The following is a 16,882-nucleotide window of genomic DNA, read 5'->3' as shown; positions in this document are numbered from 1 at the left end:
CCTTAATATAGTTTTATGGGACAAACATAATTGATATGACTACTATTTCTTCTAAACCACTAGTTTTTATAAAATGCTAAAGAAAATATCCAAAAAGTTGACAAATAATATACATCATTCACTCGAAAAGATGTTACGATACTAAATAATCGCTACACGAAAGGTTGATTGAGCTACAAATGAATGTAAAAAATTTTTTGCAACTACCCATTACAAAAGATTTCTTAATTGTTGCAGGGAATAATGGATTATCTAATCCTGTCAAAAGCGTTGAAATCCTTGATTTTGAATTTTCGCCAGATATTCAAACAGTAAGAGAGACTATTTTTAATCCACATAGTGTTGTCTTAAGTAGCTTATTATTCGCAAAGGAAAAACCAGAATATTTAATAGATACGATCAAAAATCTAATTGAACTCGGAGTTAGTGCTTTAGCTTATAAACCAGTTATATTTCAAAATCTACCTGATGAAGTGATTGCCTTCGCAGACGAGCAAAATTTCCCCATACTTCAATTTGGAGCGGATGAGTTTTTTGAAGATATTATATTAGAGGTAGTGGCTTATACAAAAAAACAAGATAAAGCACATATCTTAGAGAATATTATGAAGAATTTTATTGAAAACGAAGTTAATGAGAAGCAATTGCATTCCTTCCTACAACAAATGAATAGACCTTTCGAAAAGTATGTATTTGTTGCAAATATTGGAATGGTAGCAACTGAAAATACTGATTGTATGGATACTCTTTTTCAATTAGAAGGATTACTAAAATCAGGCATTTTATGTACTTATAAAAAAAGTATTTTTATCTTAATGACTAGTGCATCTCAGTGTTTCCAGTTTGAAAAAATTTTAAATGAATGGTTGACAATGTACGCTATTCCAAAAGAATTACTTACCATTGGATATAGCCAAGTGCAATTTACGCATAAAACCATGCATCTTGCAGTTAGAGAAGCTTTTTTTGCCCGTATAATGGCTGAAATTAATCTTCAATCTACTTGTCAATATGAAAAACTTGCAACTGATACTTTATTGATTGAACTTTATCGAGAGAATGCTCCATTTGCAATGAAATTTGTGCACAAGTATCTCGGACCACTTTTAGATGAAAAGGTAGATCCTGATTTAATCGAAACCGCCATAACTTATATCCTTAAAAAAGGAAATATCAAAGAAGTAGCCTATTCGCATTTTTGCCATCCGAACACTATTCGGTATCGAATGACAAAAATACGTCAACTAATTACACCCGTTGATAATGATTTTATTTTTTATGAACAATTGTCTGCAGCGGTTAAATTGTACTTACTCCACAATTACATCGAAAAAGCTTCTATCGTTTTTGAATAAATACAAAAATCCACCTGAAAGTTTAGAATTGTACACAAATTATTGTCTTTCATCTCATGTTATCCTTATTTGAGTTAGGAGGAAGAACGAAGATGAAACCATACATAGCTAATAGCTTATTACTCTTTACCGCCATCATTTGGGGTAGTGGCTTTGTCGTTACGGATATTGCACTAAAATATTTAACAGCTTACCAGGTAATGGCCGGAAGATTTTTATTAGCCTCTCTTATCTTGATCATTCTTTTTGGTTACAAACTAAAAAAAGTGACCAAGTCCGTTATTTGGAAAGGTGTCACCTTAGGAATTATTTTGTATATTGCCTTTTCCCTACAGACAGTAGGTTTACAATACACTACACCTTCCAAAAATGCGTTTTTAACAGCAATAAATATAATAATTGTACCCATCATTACATATGCCATTTATAAACGACGTATTGATGGATACGAAATAATTGGATCTATTCTCGCCATTATAGGGATTGGGTGCTTATCCTTACAAGGCTCATTTACCATGAACATTGGCGATGCCTTATCACTTGCTTGTGCTGTAGGATTTGCTTTTGATATCTTTTGTACAAATCTTTTTGTCAAAAAAGAAGATGCTATACAACTTACAATCATTCAATTCATAACAGCTGCTATCATTAGTAATTTAGTGGTAATTGTTCAAGGAGATGCACCTATAACATTAGAAAAGGGTGGCTTGTACTCAGTTGTCTATTTAGCTATTTTCTCAACAACTGTTGCTTACCTTTTCCAAAATATAGCAAATCAATATACCACCGCAACAAAAGCAGCCATTATTCTTTCCTTGGAATCCTTTTTTGGTATGATAATGTCGGTATTATTTTTACATGAAATTTTAACACCCCGTATGATTATTGGCGCTGTATTGATATTGAGTGCTATTCTTATTGCAGAAGTAAAGCCTGCATATCCTAAAAAAGCCATCATAAAAAACATCCGATAGCAAATACCTTTTACAATATTTGTTTAACAACTATAAAAAAGCTTCAATAATTTGAAGCTTTTTTTCATAACTACTCATCCACCATTCGCTTTTTATATACGCTCACAGTTGCAATTATTGCAATCAATATCCACAATGCTATGATGATAAAAGGTTGTATGACATCCCATATTCCCCAATTTGTTTCTAGTGATTCCCCAAGCATAATTAGTTGAGTACTTGGCAACCATTCAACTACTTTCAAAATTGGATAATTCTCTATATAGACTTTTACAACAGGTCCTAAAGAAAATATAAAAAGGACCGGTAGGACAATAACGGAAGATTCCATTACGGTTTTAGCAAACAAACCAAGTAATGTCCCTACAGCAATATAAAAAATAGTTGATAAAAGTAATGCAACAATCATAATCAATAAATTTCCAGGATTGTATTCAGATAAAACCATACAGCCAGTCACAATAATTATAGTGACGATAAAAGTTAACATGCTTTTTCCTATCAAAATTTCCGGAATCGTTGCAGGAGATAGCATCAAATTTCTTAATGTGTTTTTTTCCTTTTCCTCAGCAATTATGCTACATTGGATATAAGTTGCAACTACAGAGAAAGTCATATTAATGGGCATAAAAAGTCCCTGCATCGTATCAACACCCATTCGGGAATAAATTGCAGCTAAGATTAAAGGCAGAAATACCATTGAAGATACCGCCATATTTCGAGAGAATTCTTTATAGTCCTTTAGTAAAATTGCCTGCATTCTTTTAATAGATAAATTCATAACAATTTCCTCCCTGTTACTTGAACAAAAATTTCCCCTAAACTAGGCTCGTTTGTCCATACTCGCTCTATTAAATTTCCTTGCATCCATTCAAACATTTTGTCAGCATCTTCTATACCTTTACTGATAATTTTCTGATGACCATTTTTTAATTCTACAGTTAATGTATCATCAGCAAATTGCCTTTTAAGCTCTTTCGGTGTGCCGATCGCACAAATTTCACCTTTATTTAAAAAGGCAATTCGATCACAAAGAGTATCTGCTTCTGTCATATCATGAGTTGTAAGAAAAATAGTTGTATCCCTTTCATTTAAGCTTCGAAGCCCTTCATATATATGATACTTATTTACAGGATCCAATGCAGAAGTCGGTTCATCTAAAAAGAGGAGCTCTGGTTGATGCAAAATTGTACGAGCGAGCATTACACGTTGTTTCATACCTTTTGATAAAGTATTAATTCGCTTTTTTCTCTCATCATATAAATTAACAAAGTCAAGAGCTAACTTTACTGAATTTTCTTCCAAATTATATATTTTTCTATATAAAATAAGATTCTCCTCAATCGTAAGCCGATCATATAGTCCACTATTATCTGTTAAGATACCAAAACGACTTCTTGCTTCTGATGATTTAAGATTACCTGTTTCTTTATTAAAAACTCTTACTTCACCGCTAGATGGGGTTAACTGTGCAGTTAAAATTTTAATAGTTGTCGTTTTTCCCGAACCACTCGGTCCAAGGAAACCAAAGATTTCACCTTTTTGGATATTAAAAGATACATTTCGAATTGCATAATCCTTTTGAAATTTCTTTTGTAACCTGTTAACTTCTATGATTGTTTCCATCTTGAAACCTCCTATATATGGTTCATGCTCTAAGCATACACATGAGTAGATGGAAACACATCTAAATTTGGCTGAATGACGTTATATGTCGGTGAACTGTACTATTTCCTTGTCAGTTGAGTACATTTATTTCCCGAGAAATATTTATATTCCTATGATTCCTTTTAATTCGACTAATTTACTTCTCGATAATGGTACATTTCCTCTTTCTTTCCCTGATAGGATTAAGCTATAACTGTTCTTTGTCCACGTAATAATTTCTCTAACCTTTTGGAGATTTACAATATAAGAACGGTGACATCTAAAAAAACCAAACGGCATTAACCGCTTTTCTAACTCATTTAAAGTTAAAGAACAAGGATATGCATCACCATTTACGTGAACATTGACGATTCCTTCAATACTTTCAATATAATCAATTTCAGGTGGATTAAAAAGGATCAATTTGTCGTTCATTTTAGTAGGAATTTTCTCTAATTGAATAGTCAGTTTTTCTGGAATTTCTTTTTGGGTAAAATCATTTACTTCTTGTAAATCAATTAGTTTCAATCCTTTTTCATCTACTCGGAATACTTTATCTGTAGAATGGATTAGATCTTCTAAATTTGTCGTAAAAAGACAAACAGCACTACCTTGATTCTTTAAAGTTTTCACAACAAGGTTAACAATTTCCTTTGACTTATTATCCAAATTTTGGTATGGCTCTTGTAAAATATGTATTGGTTTTTCGTGTATAAATAATTTAGCCAGTCTTACACGTTGTAATTCGGAATATGTTAGATTTTTCATTTTCACATTCTTTTGATCGAATAATCCTATCATTTTTAAGACGTCATCCACATTAATCTTCACATTGTATAATGCACATTCAAATTTAATACTTTCTAAAATGGACAATCTGTCATAATGACCATCCTGACGAAAATGAATATTAATAGCAGGATCACCTTGAAGTTGGTTCATCATATACTCAATTTTATTAACATCAGAGTATAATCCCGTTATTATCCCTGATTCTAATGATAAATCGATGGGTGGACAATGGGTTACACCTCCAATGATCAAACTATCTATTGATATTTGCTGTTGAAAATTCTTCATATAATTGAAATCACCTTCCTAATTAATAAAATTATATAATATTATGGAAATTATTACAGATTACATTTAATAAAATCACAAAAAAATCCATCGGTTATACAAAGTCAACCGATGAATCATTAATTTTACTTTTCATATCAATTCTTGCAATTTGCGGCGCAATAATTTATTTGAGCCATTACGAGGGAGCTCTTTAACAATATAGACCTTTTTAGGAACTTTATAAGCAGCTAAATGCTTTTTACAAAATGCTATCAGCTTTTCTGTATCTACTATATCTTTAAGTACAACAAATGCATTCGGTACCTGTCCCCACTGATCATCTTCCACACCACAAACCCCCGCTTCACGAACGCTTGGATGAGAAATTAATACATTTTCTATTTCTGCAGGGTAAATGTTCTCTCCACCAGAAATGATTAAATCAGAACGTCGATCGACGACAAATAGATATCCTTCATCATCCAAATAACCAATATCCCCACTATGCAACCAGCCATTTACTTGGGAAGGCTTATTCGCAAAACGTCCAACATAACCAGGTGTTACATGCGCTCCTCGTATTAATATTTCGCCTTGATCATATGGATTTTTTGCATCTGCAATTTGGATCTGGTTGAAAAATAAAGGCTTTCCAGCTGACCCAATTTTTCTTAGTGCATCCTTACTTGATAATGTTGCAGTTTGTGATGAGGTTTCAGTCATTCCATATGTTTGAGAAACTTGTATACCTCGATCGATTGCTCGTTTTAAATAGTCAATCGGCACTGGTCCTCCTCCTGCAAGCATCGTCAAAAAACGGTTAGATACTTGTTGTTTACGTTTTTCAAGCTCTGATAAAATACGCTCTAATGTTACAGCAACGACTGACATTCGTGTTACAGAACCTTCTACAAGTTGATCTACAACCTTTTCAACATCAAATTTGCGGTATAAATCTAAACGAACTCCATGTAATAGGCATTTACATAACATAGAAAATCCACTGATATGGAATAAAGGAACCGTACAGAGCCATGCATCATTCTCAACTAATCCTGTGTTATACATAGAGGAAGTGGCAACAGATACATGATTGCCAATCGTTTGTCGTACCCCTTTTGGAAATCCTGTTGTACCCGAAGTATACATGATCGTCATCGTATCTTCTTCTGCCCATTCCGATACTGGTGTAAAATCATCAGGGCGTTCTTTCTCAACTACTGAAAATGGATAAACACGAATAGTTGTCTCAGGTAATTTTTCTACTAGCCCATCTTCAGCTAGTATCGCAACAACTTCAGAGTCTTCAATTTGATATACTAATTCAGTTTTACTTAAGCGTAAATTTAATAACACCATTTCACATTGTAAATGCATACAGCCACAAATCATGAAAATAATTTGTGGAGTGGATGTAGCGTAAATGGCAACTCGGTCATGAGGTCTCACACCAAGTGCTAGTAGTCGTTTCGCTTGATCTAATGATTTTTCATGTATTTCTTGATATGTCCACGAATTACCTTCAAATCGTACTGCTACACGTTCAGGTGTCAATGTTGAACGTTGGATAATCCAGTTTGGAATCATGTTATATGTCACCCTTAATTTAAAGTTAATCTCTTTTATCATATCATTATCCTAGTAAAAATTGAAAAAACCCGTATTATTTTGATACTGCTAAAAAGTTTTTTCAATCTATCATGATAATAGCGAATACTATTGATTTACTAATTAAAAAATGAACATCTAAAAAGTCTATATTTCTGACTTTCCGGATGTTCATTTTATAAAGAAATAATACAATATTGAGTAACTTACCGATTAAGGGAAACGTGGGAATTGACCAAAGTCTGGATCACGTTTTTCTTTGAATGCGTCGCGACCTTCTTTTGCTTCATCAGTTGTGTAGTAAAGTAAAGTTGCGTCACCACCAAGTTGTTGTAAGCCTGCTAAACCGTCTGTATCTGCGTTGAATGAAGCTTTTAAGAAACGAAGAGCAGTTGGTGATTTTTTAAGCATTTCTTCGCACCATTCTACAGTAGTATCTTCTAGTTTTTCATAAGGAACAACTGTGTTTACAAGTCCCATATCAAGTGCTTCTTGTGCATCATATTGACGGCATAAGTACCAGATTTCTCGCGCTTTTTTATGGCCTACAATACGTGCTAGATAACCTGCACCGTAACCAGCATCAAATGAACCAACTTTTGGACCAGTTTGTCCAAAGCGAGCATTTTCAGCAGCGATTGTTAAATCACATACGATATGTAGTACGTGTCCTCCACCAATTGCATAACCTGCTACCATTGCCACTACTGGTTTTGGAATTTTGCGGATTAATGTTTGAAGATCCAGTACATTTAAGCGTGGAATATTATCATCACCAACATAACCACCGTTACCACGTACTTTTTGATCTCCGCCTGAGCAGAATGCTTTTTCACCTTCACCTGTTAAAATGATTGCACCAATTTTAGCATCATCGCGAGCACGAGTGAATGCATCAATCATTTCTGCAGTTGTTTTTGGGCGGAATGCATTTCTTACTTCTGGACGGTTAATTGTAATTTTAGCAATGCCATTATAAGATTCATATTTGATATCTTCATAGACATGTTCAGTTACCCATTCACGAGTCATTAATAAGTCCTCCTAAATATATTCTAGATGTTCCTCTATTATTGTAGCAAAAGTTTGTGGATTTTCCACATGTATTGCATGCCCAACATTTGGCACGATCACATTTTCGCAACATTGGAATCTTTTTTTCATGTTATAAGCCTTTTGTTCAAATTTTTTGTCTAATTCACCAGTCATTAAAAGTACAGGTTTTGTGTAGTTATGCAATTGTTTCCAATAAGAAGGCTGTTCACCTGTTCCCATCCCACGTAAACTATTAGCTAATCCAACCGCACGTTGTTCGAATCGTTCAGAACGAATAGCAAGTTGCGCAGAAATCGGAAGTTTCTTTTGGGATTCAAACAGCGGGATATTCTCCCAATAACTCACAAAAGACTCAAGTCCATCTTTTTCAATACGATCAGCTAATGCATGATCATTCTTTCTTCTAATAGCCCGTTCTTCTAATGTCGGAAGGCCAGGTGATGAACTTTCTAATATTAGTTGTTCAACCATATCCGAATATTTTAGTGTAAAAGCAAGTGCTACACGTCCCCCCATAGAATAACCGATTAAAGTAAAGGAAGGAATCCTTCTTGCCTCAAAGAAATCATGCAATAATTCAACTTGTTCTTCCATTGAATAACGTTGGACACTGTATGGTGCATCTGTTAAACCGTGTCCGATTAAATCTAATGTTATAATACGATAAGTGCCATGAAAAAATGGAATTACCGAATCCCAAGTTTTCGTACTACCCGTGAATCCATGTAGAAAAACAAGTGTTTTTTCAGCTTGTGGATTGAGTATTTGGTAATGGACATTTAATCCTCTTATAGATGTCATTACGCTTGCCATTTTTCATCTAACTCCTTACCAATGGAATCCCATAGCTTTCGATGCGATTGAACGTTGTTCATACGATTTGTAATTACTTCAATAATACGTAGTGGCTTTTCTTTAGGTGTGTCCAGTACGTGTGCAAATTCATCTATAGTTCGTACTACATGGTATTGAGCATCATACATTCTTGCTAAATCAGCGAATTGAAGTCCAGATGGTGTCCCAAATAATTCTTCATAATGTTCTTCAACAGTTGCTTGAGAAAGATAAGAGAAAATACCACCTCCGTCATTATTCATGACAACAATCGTTAAATCACATCGTTGATAACGAGATGCAATCAATCCATTTGAATCATGTAAAAATGCTAAATCCCCAATCAATAAATAGGAATCACGTTTTGTAGCTAATTGCGTACCAATTGCAGTTGATACAACTCCATCTATCCCATTTGCACCACGATTCGCATAAATACGAACATCTTTTGAAGTCTTATTGAAGAAAGTATCCACATCACGGATAGGCATACTGCTACTTGCAAACAAGTCACTATGCTCTGGCAAATGTTCAAATAAAGTAGCCACAAGTGCACCTTCATCAGTCATCTCTTGAATATACGTTTCTACTTGATGCGTCGCAATTTGATTGGCTGAAATCCATTGTTCAACATATGTTGGATCCGTATTAGCAGGTGTGATGGTTAGATCATCTAACCATCTACTAATTGTTGCTTGAACATGATGTGTTGTAATAGCCAATGAATCACGAAACATCGGATCTTCATCAATAACTAAATATGTTGATGGCTGAACTGTTGTTAAGAATTGCATTAATGGTTTGGAAACTGGCTGTGAGCCAAAACGGACCGCTGTATCGCATTCTGCTATATTTTTAAATGTTTCATTTTTCAATAAAGCGTCATATTGGTCGATTATATACTTTGCACAATCATTTGGTACGTTTGCACGTAAATGTGATAAGCTTTCCGCTAAAATCGGCCATTGAAGATGGCGGATAAAGTTCCAAACAACTTCTAAATCTGTATCTTGTGCTAATTCTCCTACAATCACAATACCTTTTCTTGCTCTTTCAATTGCCGTTTCCAAGACATTCATAGCATGCTCACTTGGACGTATTTCTTGCGATATACTTTCGATAAATGAACCTACTGGTAATTTTTCTTGAAAATCGATTAATAAAGGCTCACGGAACGGAACATTCACATGAACAGGTCCTGCTGGTGCAGTTAAAGCAATCGCTACAGCTCGAGCTATATGTCTTTCTACAAAAGGTAAGGTATTTGGAAATTCATCTGGCAATGGAAAATCAACGGACCATTTTACTTGATTGCCATATAAATTCGGTTGTGCAATCGCTTGTGGTGCTCCTACTTCACGAAGCTCATGTGGACGATCAGCCGTTAATACAATTAAAGGAATACGTGATAATTTTGCTTCCACAATCGCTGGAAAGTAATTAGCAGCCGCCGTACCTGATGTACAAACAAGTACTACCGGACGTGCACTCGCTTTAGCTAACCCTAAAGCTAAAAAGGCTGCTGAGCGTTCATCAACTTGACGGTACATTTGAAATTCTTTTGTATGGGCAAAGGCATATGCTAAAGGTGTTGAACGTGACCCTGGGCTTACTACAACATCTTTTACCCCTGCTTGATACAAAGATGCAACAAGCTTGTATACATAGCTTGTCAAAATCTCCTTGTTATTCATGTAATTGTCCTCCTAAAGCTCGAATCATCGGACGGAATTTCACAAGTGTTTCTTCATATTCGCTTTGTGGTTCCGAATCTGCAACAATCCCTCCACCAGCATACAAGAAAGCCTTATCTTGAAGTAACAAAGCAGAACGAATAGCAACTGCAAATTCCCCATTACCTTCTGCATCTAACCAACCAATTGGTGCTGCGTAATAGCCACGGTTCATGGGTTCATACGCTCGTATAACTTCCATTGCTCTGTTACGAGGTACACCACCTAAAGCTGGTGTCGGGTGTAATGTCTTTACTAATTGCAAGATCGTTGCATTATTTTTTAATTGACCCTCCACTGGCGTAAATAAATGCTGAATATCTCTAATTTTCAAAAGTTTTGGCTGTGATGGAATATCATAGCTTGAACAATTTTCTTTAAATGTGTTACCAATCATATCTACTACATATTGATGTTCAGAACGATTTTTGGCATCATTTAATAAACTTTGTCCCAATTTTTCATCTTCTTCAGCAGTTTTCCCACGTTTTACTGATCCTGCTACACAAGAAGAATACGCATAAGAATCTTCAACTTTTACTAATCGTTCAGGTGAAGCACCAAAAAACAATTTGTCTTGATATTCTAACCCAAATAAATAACTTTCTGGTTGTTCCAAAATAATTTGGGATAATACATTTGGCGAAGAAACAGCTTCTTCGAATTGTAAGGCAAGTGATCGAGCAATAACCACTTTATCTGCTTCTTTCTGACGAATTAAAGATGTCACTTGTTTAATAGATTCCAAATATTCTTCTTTATATGGTTCAAAACTACTTTTCACTTGTGGTTTTGAATACGTTTTCAATGCTTTTACTTGAGCAGTATGCATAAGTTCATCACGTTTTTTACAAAGTTGTTCAAATACTTGTGGATTTTCCTGCTCTGCAATGTAGTTGGTACTAATATAAACATGGTCATTACGCATTACAAGCTGATAGGTTGCAACAGCAAAAAAGGCTTGAGGTATGCCTTCCCATTCACCAGTTACTCCATTTTCAGGATCAAAGGTAAAACCTCCAAACAGAATTGGTTGTAACGCTTGGTCATTTGTTACAACATGCTGAGTTAGCTTTTTCCATTGTTGTTCTACATCATCAAAACGTTGTTTCTCTGACTGACTTGTAATCGTATACGCATGACCTAAGCCAACGAGTGTAAAAGTTTTCTCACGATTTTGCCAATAATATCGTTGACCTGCAAAGAATTCTTCCCCTGCTTCAAAAAAGGCTAATGCTGATAATCGATTCACTTCAATTGTTTCTGAAAAAAATTGCAGTGTCGACTTTTCTGTCTCAATTTGGTCGCCGGTTGTTGTCGACAACTTACGATTCATGAAAATTCCCTCCGTCAGTAGATATAAATATTGCTAATCTACTCGTACATACTTCAATATCCTATACTATCATACATCTTTCTAGCGGATTGAGCACTTATTTGCTTTATTTAACCGCTTATAAAAAAGCATGTAGAAAAAAATCTCTCTACATGCTTCGATTTTCTTCTATATTTTTGACGTAATTCAAAAAATTCCTATGTGCTATCATCTGCACTTCTTCCTTAGAAAGTTGTTGTAACAAAGTTGTGATTAAATTCTGTGAATGTGCTGCAGTTTCCAGTCCGTTAATTGTTTGATTGATCCCATCAAAATCCGAGCCCAATCCAATATTCTCGACACCTACTAAGTCTACCAAATAGCTTACATGTTCTGCTAAATGCAATAAAGTTACCTTTTCTGTATCCCTTCTTATAAAAGGCGGATAATACACAACATGTATATGGCCTCCATTTTTCACCAGTGCTAATGCCTGATCATCTGTTAAATTACGTGGATGATCACATAATGCTCTAGCATTTGAATGACTAGCAATAATATGCTTTGCCAAAGGTAACACATCCCAAAAACTTTGTTCATTTAAATGTGATACATCGATAATAATATCTTTTTCGTTTAATAACTTAACAACTTGTTTTCCAAATGGCTTTAAACCTCTATCAGGAGCTTCCTCTGCTCCAAATGCTACAACATTTTCAAAGTTCCAAGTAAGGCCAACTAATTTTACACCAGCATCGAGAAAAGCTTGTAATTTAAAAAGATCGTCACCAATTGCATCGCAACCTTCCAAACTTAAAAATGCACCTATTTGCCCTTCTTTTAATGACTCTAACTGTTTCCAATCTGTAATATGGACAAATTCAGGATTTGGTTGTAATACATTCGTGTGAAAAAGTTCAACCTGACGCATAGCCTCTGTGAATTTTTCAACTGGAGGAACATCCTCACTTATAAAAATAGCAAAATTCTGTACAATTACATGCCCTGCTTGAAGTTTCTCTTTACTCGCTTGAAGTTCGGCTGCTTGCGAAAATTGAATTGGTTCACTGGTCTTTGATAGTTGATATAACACGTCACAATGTAAATCAATAATTTTCATATGCCTACCTCCCCATTTTTTTACTCTATTATACAAGAATATGTAGTATGGGTTGCATAAGAAAAAGCCAACAGATTTGTTGGCTCTACTGTTTTTTCCATAAGTTACTGAAGAACTTGTCATGTATTTCTAATTATGCCCCATATCAGATGGGGTATCAGAAGAACCATAATCCTCTACTACAAGAAAACTGTCTTCTCCATCAATTCTATAGTCCTTAAAATTACTCGGATCAGATGTTGTTGCATTTAGGATTCCTTCCTCTACTGGTCTCTCCTGAGTACCAGCTGTTCTTTCTGAATGTTCAACACAAGTCAGGGTACTTGGTATAGCCTCTAAACGTTCAAAGGGGATTTCTCCACCACAAACAGTACAATACCCATAGGTTCCTTCATCTATTGCTCGTAAAGCTTTCTCAATTTTATCTATCTGAAATTCGTGAAATTTATCCATCGCAAGTTCCGTTGCCGAATCCATCATGTCTGTCGCTTGATCGGCTGGATGATTATCATAGTTAGAAAGCTCAGTCGATATAAAAGTTTCATCATTTTCTGGTCTTTCTTTTATCCTTTTAAGCTCATCTTGTAATGCTTTCTTTAGTGTTTGTAATTGTTGATCTGTCATTGTACAACCTCCATTCTGTCCTATTTATTCCCCAAAATTCTCATTTCAACGCACATATTTCAATACATTTTAAAAAAATATAGCTGTTTTCATGCTTTTATAAAAGGAAAAATCAGGTTATTTTACTTCATGGCGAGAGTCAATTCATTTCAACAAAATAAAAGGAACTCCTGGAGTTCCTTACTTATCATTCAAACATTAGCATATATTGCATCACGTAAAAATTGAGTCATGCCTTTTTGATGTTGATCATAATAAGCAGTAAATCGTTCATCTGCTATATACATATCAGCAAGCCCCTTGTGAGCTTCTTTAGAATAAGAAGGCCAATATTCAGTTAACCATTTTTTATGGCATTCTACAGCCTCCTGCGCTTCTTTACTGTAAATATCTCCGTGCTGCATTGCGATTTTTAAGAACTCAATCATTCGTTTTCCAATTAATTGATTCTCTTTGAATTGTTTTTCGTTCATTGCACGTAATTTTGTATTTGAAGCTTCTACTATATCATTGCCATACGTTTTACGAATTTCATCACCATAGGACTTTTCATTTTTCTGAATCATTTCATCTTTAAAACCTTCAAAACGTTCAGCATCATTCATTTCATATTCCCCTTCCATTGTTTTTATCGTTCTTTCAACATTTAGTAACATTTTTTCTATTCTTGATTTCTCGAATAATAAATTTTTGCGATGATTTAACAAAGCATTTTTAATATCAAAATTTGAATGTGTAATAATTCTTTTGATTTCTTCAAGTTTTAATCCTAATTCACGATAAAATAAGATTTGTTGTAATAGTTTTACTTCCCAATCCCCGTAGATTCGATACCCTGCCTCACTTAATTTTAGAGGTTTTAACAAATCAATTTCATCATAATATCGAAGTGTTCTCGTTGTAACACCAGAAAGTTTAGCAAGTTGTTGAATAGTATATTCTATTTCAATCACCTCCATTAACATCACTATACAAATTAACGTAACGTAAAGGTCAATATTTTTAATTAGTTTTTAGCCATTCCATTTCATCAATCTATTTTGTTTTTTATATAATTCATTTCAAAATCCCAAGTCTGGCAAGGTTGATTACCTTCTTCTTACTTAGTAGGACTATGTTTCTGCAAGGTATCGTACAGTTCTTTTTGGATGACCATTAAGTTGAATAAGTTGTCTGTTTGAAGGATACATTCCAATTTTTCGTGGAGTGCAATGTTTATTTCGTGGTTTAGGAGGTATGTTTTGTGGTTGGAACAGATTCTTGCGTGAATATTTACAAAGAATCCACATTAAGAGAATTTTAATAGAACAGAGAACAGAAAGTATCAAAACAAAAAAACCTTTGGAACTTAATGTTCCAAAGGTTTTAATTATGACCCCTACGAGATTCGAACTCGTGTTACCGCCGTGAAAGGGCGGTGTCTTAACCGCTTGACCAAGGGGCCAACTGGCGGAGAAGGAGGGATTTGAACCCTCGCGCCGGTTACCCGACCTACACCCTTAGCAGGGGCGCCTCTTCAGCCACTTGAGTACTTCTCCATATGGCTCCGAAGGCAGGACTCGAACCTGCGACCCTCTGATTAACAGTCAGATGCTGCTACCAACTGAGCTACTTCGGAATAATAAAATGGTGGGCCTAAATGGACTCGAACCATCGACCTCACGCTTATCAGGCGTGCGCTCTAACCAGCTGAGCTATAGGCCCATTTTGGAGCGGGTGAGGAGAATCGAACTCCCGACAACAGCTTGGAAGGCTGTGGTTTTACCACTAAACTACACCCGCATTATGGTGGGTCGGGACAGAATCGAACTGCCGACACTTAGAGCTTCAATCTAATGCTCTACCAACTGAGCTACCGACCCATAATAAGTTAATAGATTTAATAAAAAATGGCGGTCCGGACGGGACTCGAACCCGCGACCTCCTGCGTGACAGGCAGGCATTCTAACCAGCTGAACTACCGGACCATTTTGGTTGCGGGGACAGGATTTGAACCTGCGACCTTCGGGTTATGAGCCCGACGAGCTACCGAACTGCTCCACCCCGCGATAATTGTATAGTTACTTTATAAATAATGGAGGAGGAAGAGGGATTCGAACCCCCGCGCGGTTTGACCCGCCTGTCGGTTTTCAAGACCGATCCCTTCAGCCAGACTTGGGTATTCCTCCGACATCAAATAAATTATGGTGGACCTTGCAGGACTCGAACCTGCGACCGGACGGTTATGAGCCGTCTGCTCTAACCAACTGAGCTAAAGGTCCTTTAGTATGGCGGCCGAGGGGATCGAACCCCCGACCTTACGGGTATGAACCGTACGCTCTAGCCAGCTGAGCTAGGCCGCCATAATACTATTAGTTGGTGAATTTAAATTGGTGGAGCCTAGCGGGATCGAACCGCTGACCTCCTGCGTGCAAGGCAGGCGCTCTCCCAGCTGAGCTAAGGCCCCAATCTTTTATTCAAAATGGTCGGGAAGACAGGATTCGAACCTGCGACCCCTTGGTCCCAAACCAAGTGCTCTACCAAGCTGAGCTACTTCCCGGAAATGGTGCGCCCAGCAGAAGTCGAATCCACAACCTTCTGATCCGTAGTCAGACGCTCTATCCAGTTGAGCTATGGGCGCATATATAAATCAAATCATTTAATTTTATTAAAATATGGTGCCGAGGACCGGAATCGAACCGGTACGGTAGTCACCTACCGCAGGATTTTAAGTCCTGTGCGTCTGCCAGTTCCGCCACCCCGGCATATTTGGAGCGGAAGACGGGGTTCGAACCCGCGACCCCCACCTTGGCAAGGTGATGTTCTACCACTGAACTACTTCCGCATATGCATGTGTTATTTAATCTGGCAACTTATTGAATTTTTAATAAATGGTGCGGGTGAAGGGAGTCGAACCCCCACGCCTTGCGGCGCTAGATCCTAAGTCTAGTGCGTCTGCCAATTCCGCCACACCCGCAATATTAAATTTAAAATGGTGAGTCATGCAGGATTCGAACCAGCGACCCTCTGATTAAAAGTCAGATGCTCTACCGACTGAGCTAATGACTCATTTTAAAAGAAACATGGTGCCGGCGAAAGGAGTCGAACCCTCGACCTACTGATTACAAGTCAGTTGCTCTACCAACTGAGCTACACCGGCAAGTTAAATATATGGTGGAGGATGACGGGATCGAACCGCCGACCCCCTGCTTGTAAGGCAGGTGCTCTCCCAGCTGAGCTAATCCTCCATATGTACAGCCTAGCAACGTCCTATTCTCGCAGGGGGACAGCCCCCAACTACCATTGGCGCTAAAGAGCTTAACTTCTGTGTTCGGCATGGGAACAGGTGTGACCTCTTTGCCATCATTACTAGACTATTTTTCTTAAGGACAAGAATAATTATATCATATTCTCGTTGAAAGTCAAGAACTTTTTTTGAGAAAGTTTTTTATTCTTTCAAAACTGGATAAACGCTTATTGAAGTTCTTAAAACAACTTTTGGTTAAGTCCTCGATCGATTAGTATTCGTCAGCTCCATGTGTCACCACACTTCCACCTCGAACCTATCTACCTTG

Annotated in this window: 13 protein-coding genes, 20 tRNA genes and 1 rRNA gene; 2 read left to right on the top strand and 32 right to left on the bottom strand. The window is 36.5% G+C overall.

Annotated elements, in window-relative coordinates:
- The first annotated feature begins 179 nt into the window (after positions 1–179).
- On the top strand, positions 180–1,355 hold the full coding sequence (locus tag CEF14_RS00175; RefSeq protein WP_102690959.1) for a PucR family transcriptional regulator: 1,176 nt from the start codon (positions 180–182) through the stop codon (positions 1,353–1,355).
- 92 nt (positions 1,356–1,447) lie between these two features.
- Positions 1,448–2,329, top strand: a complete 882-nt coding sequence (locus CEF14_RS00170; RefSeq protein WP_102690958.1) for a DMT family transporter — start codon at positions 1,448–1,450, stop codon at positions 2,327–2,329.
- Between the two features lie 70 nt (positions 2,330–2,399).
- Here the strand turns inward: CEF14_RS00170 and CEF14_RS00165 are convergent, their stop codons facing one another.
- From CEF14_RS00165 to rrf, 32 genes are all read right to left on the bottom strand, one after another.
- A complete protein-coding gene (locus CEF14_RS00165; protein WP_102690957.1) occupies positions 2,400–3,110 on the bottom strand; it encodes an ABC transporter permease in 711 nt (236 codons plus the stop codon).
- Positions 3,107–3,955 (bottom strand): ABC transporter ATP-binding protein, encoded by an 849-nt coding sequence (locus tag CEF14_RS00160; protein WP_102690956.1) that lies wholly within the window; start codon positions 3,953–3,955, stop codon positions 3,107–3,109. The genes CEF14_RS00165 and CEF14_RS00160 overlap by 4 nt, the downstream gene beginning before the upstream one ends.
- A 144-nt stretch (positions 3,956–4,099) precedes the next feature.
- Positions 4,100–5,056, bottom strand: a complete 957-nt coding sequence (locus tag CEF14_RS00155) for a LytTR family transcriptional regulator DNA-binding domain-containing protein (RefSeq protein ID WP_102690955.1) — start codon at positions 5,054–5,056, stop codon at positions 4,100–4,102.
- 132 nt (positions 5,057–5,188) lie between these two features.
- Entirely contained in the window at positions 5,189–6,625 is a 1,437-nt protein-coding gene (locus tag CEF14_RS00150) for an o-succinylbenzoate--CoA ligase (RefSeq protein ID WP_102690954.1), read from the bottom strand.
- 234 nt (positions 6,626–6,859) lie between these two features.
- Positions 6,860–7,678 (bottom strand): 1,4-dihydroxy-2-naphthoyl-CoA synthase, encoded by an 819-nt coding sequence (gene menB, locus CEF14_RS00145; protein ID WP_102690953.1) that lies wholly within the window; start codon positions 7,676–7,678, stop codon positions 6,860–6,862.
- A gap of 12 nt (positions 7,679–7,690) precedes the next feature.
- Entirely contained in the window at positions 7,691–8,515 is an 825-nt protein-coding gene (menH, locus tag CEF14_RS00140; RefSeq protein ID WP_245890012.1) for a 2-succinyl-6-hydroxy-2,4-cyclohexadiene-1-carboxylate synthase, read from the bottom strand.
- A complete protein-coding gene (gene menD / locus CEF14_RS00135) occupies positions 8,503–10,230 on the bottom strand; it encodes a 2-succinyl-5-enolpyruvyl-6-hydroxy-3-cyclohexene-1-carboxylic-acid synthase (RefSeq protein WP_102690952.1) in 1,728 nt (575 codons plus the stop codon). The genes menH and menD overlap by 13 nt, the downstream gene beginning before the upstream one ends.
- The gene (locus tag CEF14_RS00130; protein ID WP_102690951.1) at positions 10,223–11,605 is read right to left on the bottom strand and encodes an isochorismate synthase; all 1,383 of its coding nucleotides are present in this window, start codon (positions 11,603–11,605) and stop codon (positions 10,223–10,225) included. The genes menD and CEF14_RS00130 overlap by 8 nt, the downstream gene beginning before the upstream one ends.
- 148 nt (positions 11,606–11,753) lie before the next feature.
- Entirely contained in the window at positions 11,754–12,704 is a 951-nt protein-coding gene (locus CEF14_RS00125; RefSeq protein ID WP_102690950.1) for a dipeptidase, read from the bottom strand.
- A 129-nt stretch (positions 12,705–12,833) separates the two neighbouring features.
- Positions 12,834–13,328 carry a TraR/DksA C4-type zinc finger protein gene (locus tag CEF14_RS00120; protein ID WP_102690949.1) on the bottom strand — a complete coding sequence of 165 codons (495 nt, stop codon included), beginning with the start codon at positions 13,326–13,328 and terminating at the stop codon, positions 12,834–12,836.
- 191 nt (positions 13,329–13,519) lie between these two features.
- Positions 13,520–14,293, bottom strand: coding sequence for a MerR family transcriptional regulator (locus tag CEF14_RS00115; RefSeq protein WP_245890213.1), 774 nt, complete (start codon positions 14,291–14,293; stop codon positions 13,520–13,522).
- Positions 14,294–14,700: 407 nt separating this feature from the next.
- Positions 14,701–14,772 (bottom strand) — tRNA-Glu (locus CEF14_RS00110).
- A 3-nt stretch (positions 14,773–14,775) separates the two neighbouring features.
- Positions 14,776–14,866, bottom strand: a tRNA-Ser gene (locus CEF14_RS00105).
- Positions 14,867–14,869: 3 nt separating this feature from the next.
- Positions 14,870–14,946 (bottom strand) — tRNA-Asn (locus CEF14_RS00100).
- Between the two features lie 9 nt (positions 14,947–14,955).
- Positions 14,956–15,032 (bottom strand) — tRNA-Ile (locus CEF14_RS00095).
- Positions 15,033–15,036: 4 nt separating this feature from the next.
- Positions 15,037–15,110: transfer RNA gene (locus CEF14_RS00090), tRNA-Gly, on the bottom strand.
- Between the two features lie 4 nt (positions 15,111–15,114).
- Positions 15,115–15,190: transfer RNA gene (locus CEF14_RS00085), tRNA-Phe, on the bottom strand.
- Positions 15,191–15,218: 28 nt separating this feature from the next.
- Positions 15,219–15,295, bottom strand: a tRNA-Asp gene (locus CEF14_RS00080).
- 4 nt (positions 15,296–15,299) lie between these two features.
- Positions 15,300–15,376: transfer RNA gene (locus tag CEF14_RS00075), tRNA-Met, on the bottom strand.
- A 27-nt stretch (positions 15,377–15,403) separates the two neighbouring features.
- Positions 15,404–15,496 (bottom strand) — tRNA-Ser (locus CEF14_RS00070).
- 16 nt (positions 15,497–15,512) lie between these two features.
- A tRNA-Ile gene (locus tag CEF14_RS00065) sits at positions 15,513–15,589 on the bottom strand.
- Between the two features lie 7 nt (positions 15,590–15,596).
- Positions 15,597–15,670: transfer RNA gene (locus CEF14_RS00060), tRNA-Met, on the bottom strand.
- A 28-nt stretch (positions 15,671–15,698) separates the two neighbouring features.
- Positions 15,699–15,774: transfer RNA gene (locus CEF14_RS00055), tRNA-Ala, on the bottom strand.
- 16 nt (positions 15,775–15,790) lie between these two features.
- Positions 15,791–15,867, bottom strand: a tRNA-Pro gene (locus CEF14_RS00050).
- A gap of 4 nt (positions 15,868–15,871) precedes the next feature.
- Positions 15,872–15,948 (bottom strand) — tRNA-Arg (locus CEF14_RS00045).
- 35 nt (positions 15,949–15,983) lie between these two features.
- A tRNA-Leu gene (locus CEF14_RS00040) sits at positions 15,984–16,072 on the bottom strand.
- 5 nt (positions 16,073–16,077) lie between these two features.
- Positions 16,078–16,152 (bottom strand) — tRNA-Gly (locus tag CEF14_RS00035).
- Positions 16,153–16,199: 47 nt separating this feature from the next.
- Positions 16,200–16,284 (bottom strand) — tRNA-Leu (locus CEF14_RS00030).
- A gap of 16 nt (positions 16,285–16,300) precedes the next feature.
- Positions 16,301–16,376: transfer RNA gene (locus CEF14_RS00025), tRNA-Lys, on the bottom strand.
- A 15-nt stretch (positions 16,377–16,391) separates the two neighbouring features.
- Positions 16,392–16,467, bottom strand: a tRNA-Thr gene (locus CEF14_RS00020).
- Between the two features lie 12 nt (positions 16,468–16,479).
- Positions 16,480–16,555: transfer RNA gene (locus CEF14_RS00015), tRNA-Val, on the bottom strand.
- A 9-nt stretch (positions 16,556–16,564) separates the two neighbouring features.
- A 5S ribosomal RNA gene (rrf, locus tag CEF14_RS00010) occupies positions 16,565–16,681 on the bottom strand.
- Between the last annotated feature and the right edge of the window lie 201 nt (positions 16,682–16,882).

This window comes from Rummeliibacillus pycnus, assembly GCF_002884495.1.
Classification (GTDB): Bacteria; Bacillota; Bacilli; order Bacillales_A; family Planococcaceae; genus Rummeliibacillus; species Rummeliibacillus pycnus.
The sequence above is the reverse complement of the archived record's forward strand: the minus strand, read 5'-3'. Positions and strand labels throughout refer to the sequence as shown.